Annotated in this window: 4 protein-coding genes; all 4 read left to right on the forward strand. The window is 44.7% G+C overall.

The window, feature by feature from the left end:
* Positions 1–2: 2 nt before the first annotated feature.
* The 4 genes from recF to gyrA all read left to right on the forward strand — a co-directional run bounded on the left by recF (position 3) and on the right by gyrA (position 6100).
* Complete coding sequence (recF, locus tag D1B31_RS12900) at positions 3–1121, forward strand: DNA replication/repair protein RecF (protein ID WP_118921195.1); 1119 nt, start codon at positions 3–5, stop codon at positions 1119–1121.
* Positions 1122–1130: 9 nt separating this feature from the next.
* Positions 1131–1361: an extracellular matrix regulator RemB gene (gene remB, locus D1B31_RS12905; RefSeq protein ID WP_118921196.1), complete on the forward strand. Its 231-nt coding sequence runs from the start codon at positions 1131–1133 to the stop codon at positions 1359–1361.
* Between the two features lie 92 nt (positions 1362–1453).
* The gene (gene gyrB / locus D1B31_RS12910) at positions 1454–3364 is read left to right on the forward strand and encodes a DNA topoisomerase (ATP-hydrolyzing) subunit B (protein ID WP_420846106.1); all 1911 of its coding nucleotides are present in this window, start codon (positions 1454–1456) and stop codon (positions 3362–3364) included.
* A gap of 138 nt (positions 3365–3502) precedes the next feature.
* Positions 3503–6100 carry a DNA gyrase subunit A gene (gene gyrA, locus D1B31_RS12915; protein WP_118921197.1) on the forward strand — a complete coding sequence of 866 codons (2598 nt, stop codon included), beginning with the start codon at positions 3503–3505 and terminating at the stop codon, positions 6098–6100.
* Positions 6101–6643 lie beyond the last annotated feature (543 nt).

Raw genomic sequence — 6643 nt, forward strand, 5'->3', positions numbered from 1 at the left:
TTATGCATATTGAGCAGCTTGCTTTAAAAAACTACCGCAATTATGAAAATCTTGAGATTACATTTGAGAATAAAGTAAATGTCATTCTTGGGCAAAATGCCCAGGGAAAGACGAATCTAATGGAATCTATTTATGTCCTCGCCATGGCTAAATCCCACCGAACTTCGAATGATAAAGATCTTATTCGCTGGGATACCGATTATGCTAAAATAGAAGGACGGATTAATCGGAAGCATGGCACAGTCCCGATGCAGCTCGTTATCTCAAAAAAGGGAAAAAAAGCTTGGTGCAACCATATTGAACAGCAAAGGCTGAGTCAATATGTTGGGAACATGAACGTCGTCATGTTTGCACCCGAGGATCTGAACCTTGTCAAGGGCAGTCCGCAGGTCCGTCGCCGATTTATTGATATGGAAATTGGACAGGTCTCACCTGTTTATTTGCATGGAGTCAGCCAATATCTGAAAATTCTCCAGCAGCGGAACCATTATTTGAAAATGCTGCAAATAAAGAAAACAAGTGATGAAACCATGCTTGATATTTTGACAGAGCAATTTATCCAGGCTGCGGTGAAAATTACAGCAAAACGGTTTGAATTTCTCAGGATCCTTGAAAAATGGGCGCAGCCTCTCCATAGAGGAATTTCCCGTGGGATTGAAACGCTGGAAATACGCTACTCCCCTTCTGTCAATGTATTAGAAGACCAGGATTTGTCGAAAATGATAGACGTATTCGAAGAAAAGTTTTCCAAGGTAAAAGTAAGGGAAATTGAACGCGGTACGACCCTATTCGGCCCGCATCGCGATGATGTTTTTTTCCTTGTGAATGGACGCGATGTTCAGACCTTTGGTTCCCAAGGCCAGCAGCGGACAACGGCATTATCCGTAAAACTGGCAGAAATTGATTTAATCCATTCGGAAATAGGCGAATATCCAATCCTCCTTTTGGATGATGTCCTTTCGGAGCTTGACGATTACCGCCAATCCCATCTCTTGAATACAATTCTTGGAAAAGTCCAGACGTTTGTGACAACAACAAGTGTAGAAGGAATTGATCATCAGACAATTAAAGAGGCCTCGACGTACATTGTCAATTCGGGGGAGATTATACACGAGAATTGAGGGGGAAGTATGTACATTCATATCGGGGAAGACCACATGGTAAGGGTGAAAGATATTATCGCCATCATCGATAAGGACAGTGTGGCTGCTTCAGGGATCCGGAACACAGGCGACAGCATCAATTTGTCCAAAGGCCCGATTAAGTCTGTTGTCATTACCGAAAAAAACATATACTTTTCACCCCTTTCCTCAAATACGTTAAAAAAACGTTCAGCCCAAACGGGTATACAGGTTTTATAAAGTAATCTTCCATGGGATAAATGGACTTGATATAGATGAGCAAGGCAAATGCAATGAAAGAGCAGGTGAACGGTTTGGCAATGGATCAAGATATGATGAAGGAACAATCTTATGATGCGAGTCAAATCCAGGTACTTGAAGGCCTGGAGGCTGTTAGGAAGAGACCGGGGATGTATATCGGCTCAACAGCCAGCAAAGGACTGCACCATCTTGTATGGGAGATTGTCGATAATAGTATAGATGAAGCATTGGCTGGTTACTGCGATAAGATAAAAGTGGCAATTGAAGAAGACAACAGCATTACGGTCTCTGATAATGGGCGCGGCATACCTGTTGGGATTCAGGAGAAAATGGGCAGGCCTGCCGTTGAAGTCATTCTGACAGTCCTCCACGCTGGTGGTAAATTCGGCGGCGGGGGCTACAAGGTTTCAGGAGGGCTGCATGGCGTCGGCGCTTCGGTTGTAAACGCGCTATCAGAGTTTCTTGAAGTTTATATCCACCTTGACGGAAAGGTGCACTACCAAAAATATGAACGGGGTGCTCCGGTTACCGACTTGAAAGTGATTGGCGAAACAGATCGGACAGGAACAACAATCCATTTCAAACCGGATCCGACAATTTTTACAGAAACCCTTGAATATGAATACGATGTGCTGTCCAACAGGCTTCGTGAACTGGCATTCCTCAACCGGGGACTCACGATCTCGATTGAAGATAAACGTCCTGAAGGGAAGTCGACTGACTATTATTATGAAGGCGGCATCAAGTCATATGTGGAACACTTGAACCGAACGAAAGAGGTTCTCCATGAGGAGCCAATCTATATGGAGGGCAACAGAGATGGAATTTCGGTTGAAGTGGCCATGCAGTACAATGATGGCTTTACTAGCAATCTTTATTCTTTTGCGAATAATATTCATACCTATGAGGGCGGCACGCATGAAGTTGGATTTAAGACCGCGCTGACTAGGGTTATCAATGATTATGCCCGAAGAGGCGGCATCTTTAAGGATGCGGATTCGAACCTTTCAGGTGAGGACGTGCGTGAAGGTTTGACGGCCATCGTATCGATTAAGCATCCCGACCCGCAATTTGAAGGGCAGACAAAAACGAAACTCGGAAACTCTGAAGTTCGGGCTGTGACTGATTCTGTTTTTGCAGATCAATTGGAGAAATTCATGCTTGAAAACCCTATTGTTGCGAGGAAAATCGTTGAAAAAGGCCTAATGGCAGCCCGGGCGAGGCTTGCTGCTAAAAAGGCACGTGAGTTGACACGCAGGAAGAGTGCCCTGGAAGTTTCAAGTCTTCCCGGGAAGCTTGCTGACTGTACGTCCAAGGATCCCGCGGAAAGTGAAATCTATATCGTAGAAGGTGACTCTGCTGGCGGATCGGCAAAACAGGGCCGAGATCGCTTTTACCAGGCAATTCTCCCTTTGCGAGGCAAGATTTTGAACGTAGAGAAGGCCCGGCTTGATAGAATCCTGTCCAATAATGAGGTCAGGGCGATTATTACGGCAGTAGGAACAGGGATTGGCGAAGATTTTGACATCAGCAAGGCCCGCTATCACAAAATTGTGATCATGACAGATGCGGATGTTGACGGCGCACATATCCGAACTTTATTATTAACGTTCTTTTTCCGTTATATGCGGCAAATTATCGAGTCAGGCTATATCTATATCGCACAGCCGCCATTGTATAAAATACAGCAGGGTAAACGTATAGAATATGCTTACAACGATCAGCAGATGGAAGAAATCATGGCTGGATTGCCTGCAACGCCAAGACCGAACATTCAGCGTTATAAGGGGCTTGGGGAAATGAATCCCGAGCAGCTGTGGGAGACAACAATGAATCCGGAAACGAGGACCTTGTTGCAGGTTAACCTTAGTGATGCGATTGAAGCGGACGAGACATTTGAAATCTTAATGGGTGACAAAGTGGAGCCGCGCCGAAACTTCATTGAGGAAAACGCCATTTATGTAAAAAATCTGGATATATAGGCCGCTGAAATTGGCGGATCAATAGATTTTACGATCGGAAGCCAGGATAGATAGGCATCTATCCTGCTTTTCCAATTAATTTAGGGATGAAAATCCGGCAGATTGACTGCTGTGGACATCTCTAATGGAGGTAATCAGATGGCTGATTTTGAAAACTCCCGAGTAAGGGAAATAAATATTAGCCAGGAAATGAAATCTTCCTTCCTGGACTATGCTATGAGTGTAATTGTTTCACGTGCCCTACCTGATGTCCGGGATGGCCTGAAGCCGGTACACCGCCGCATCCTGTATGCTATGCATGATTTGGGGATGCATTCGGACAAACCATATAAAAAGTCCGCGCGTATTGTTGGCGATGTAATCGGTAAATACCATCCACACGGAGACTCGGCGGTTTACGAGACGATGGTTAGGATGGCGCAGGACTTTAACTACCGGTATATGCTCGTAGACGGCCACGGGAATTTCGGGTCTGTTGACGGGGATGCGGCGGCCGCGATGCGTTACACCGAATCACGGATGTCAAAAATTTCAATGGAACTGCTTCGCGATATAAACAAAGATACAATTGATTATCAGGATAACTATGATGGTGAAGAAAGAGAGCCAGTTGTCCTTCCTGCCCGTTTTCCAAACCTTTTGGTAAACGGTACGACAGGTATTGCGGTCGGAATGGCGACGAACATTCCTCCTCATCAGCTTGGAGAGGTGATTGATGGGGTTTTGGCTGTCAGCAAGGACCCTGATATTACGATACAAGAGCTGATGGAGACAATTCCTGGCCCGGACTTCCCGACAGGCGGAATGATCCTTGGCCGGACCGGCATTCGAAGAGCGTTCGAAACCGGACGAGGCTCGATTACGCTTCGTGCAAAGGTTGAAATCGAACAGCTAAAAAATGGCCGGGAAATTATTATCGTGAAAGAATTACCTTACCAGGTCAACAAGGCAAAGCTAATTGAAAAAATTGCTGAGCTAGTCCGGGATAAGCGGATTGATGGGATAACTGATCTGCGTGATGAATCTGACCGGAACGGCATGAGAATTTTTATCGAAGTCCGAAGAGATGCAAATGCAAATGTCCTTTTGAATAATTTATACAAGCAGACAGCCCTTCAAACATCCTTTGGGATTAATATGCTAGCTCTCGTAGACGGCCAGCCAAAAGTACTAAACCTGAAGCAATGCCTGGTTTACTATTTGAACCATCAGCAGGTTGTTATCAGGCGCAGGACTGAATTTGAACTTCGGAAGGCTGAAGCAAGAGCCCATATCCTTGAGGGCCTAAGGATTGCACTTGATAATCTTGATGCAGTCATTACACTAATTCGTGGTTCCAGGACGACAGATATCGCCAAGGAAGGCTTGATGTCCACTTTCAGCCTGTCTGAGAAGCAGGCACAGGCAATTCTGGACATGCGTCTTCAGCGCTTGACAGGACTGGAAAGGGAGAAAATCGAGGAAGAGTTTCAAAGCCTGATGGCGTTGATTGCCGAATTGAATGCAATTCTTGCAGATGAGGAGAAAATCCTTGAAATTATCCGTGAAGAGTTGCTTGAAATCAAAGAACGCTTTAACGACACAAGGCGGACTGAAATCGTAGCAGGCGGGATTGAGAATATTGAGGATGAGGATTTGATCCCACGTGAAACGGTTGTTCTCACCCTTACTCATAACGGTTATATTAAACGTCTTCCGGTTTCGACCTACCGCGCGCAAAGACGCGGCGGGAGGGGAGTCCAAGGGATGGGCACAAATGAGGATGACTTCGTGGAGCACCTCATTACAACATCCACCCACGATACAATTCTCTTCTTTACAAACAAAGGGAAGGTTTATCGTTCCAAAGGGTATGAAATCCCTGAATTTAGCCGTACTGCAAAAGGGATTCCAATCATCAATTTACTCGGAATTGAAAAAGATGAATGGGTAAATGCCATTATTCGAGTTGAAGAATTTGTCGATGACTGGTTCCTTTTCTTCACAACAAGAGAAGGCGTTTCAAAACGTTCGCCACTTACATCTTTTGCGAATATCCGAAACAATGGATTGATAGCCCTCAACCTGCGTGAGGGAGATGAATTGATCTCTGTCAGAATGACTGATGGTAATAAGGAAATCGTCATTGCCACTAAAAAGGGAATGCAAATCCGTTTCCGTGAAACAGATGTCAGGACGATGGGCAGAACAGCCACTGGAGTAAAAGGAATCACTCTTGACCAGGATGATGAAGTAATAGGAATGGAAGTTCTCGAAGAAGGAACAGACGTCCTTGTCGTTACAAGCAAAGGGTACGGTAAGAGGACCGCAGCGTCTGAGTATCGAATTCAGGGCCGTGGCGGTAAAGGCATTATTACGGCGAATGTAATTGAAGATAGGAACGGGCATCTTGTTTCGATGAAGACTGTTACAGGTGAAGAGGATCTGATGCTGATCACGACTGGCGGTGTCTTGATTAGAATTCCTATAGATAGCATTTCAAAACTCGGCCGGAATACCATGGGCGTCAAACTGATTAATGTGAAAGACAACGAAAGTGTCGCAACCGTTGCAAAAGTAGAACGGGAAGATGATCAGTCTGAAGAAGATGGATTGGACGGGACTGTGATCGAAGCAGACCATACGGAAGAACCAATTGAAATAACTGAAGTTATTGAATTGGACGAACCTGTCGAAGCTTCGGAGCCTTCGGAACCAGATTCAGATGAGGAAACTGGGGAAGATGGCGAGGAGTAAGCAAAGCTTTTAAAAACATATTATGATGTTTCAGTCAGGAGCCGGAAAAAACGGCTCCTGTTTTTTTGCAGGCGCATGCAGGGCGTTGTTCATTGTTGCAAGAAAGTATAAGTAGATAAAAAACTATCAAGAAGTCGTCTTTTTAATCATGGTTGAATTTATTGTCTGAATTTCCATTTGGATTTTGCAAAATAAGGGTTGCAAGTAAGGAAGTAAGTTGCTATAATCACAAAGGCCGATAAGTTGAACCTATCAACACGATGGAAATTAAATAAAAAGTGTTGACGGTCAAAAGTTAGTATGGTATATTAATAAAGTCGCCATTGAGCGATGTTGCTTCTGCACCGCAGAGCTTTTGAGGAATTGATCCTCAGGACAATGCAGACCGCAAGGAGTGGCACTAGCAGATTGATTGTTCTTTGAAAACTAAACAAACAAGCGTCAACAAACAATAATATAGTGATCTTCGGATCACTAGCCAACGTAACTTTATGAGCTAAACTCATACTCTTTCTTGGAGAGTTTGATCCTGGCTCAGGACGA

It is taken from the genome of Neobacillus notoginsengisoli (assembly GCF_003515685.1).
GTDB lineage: Bacteria > Bacillota > Bacilli > Bacillales > Cytobacillaceae > Bacillus_D > Bacillus_D notoginsengisoli.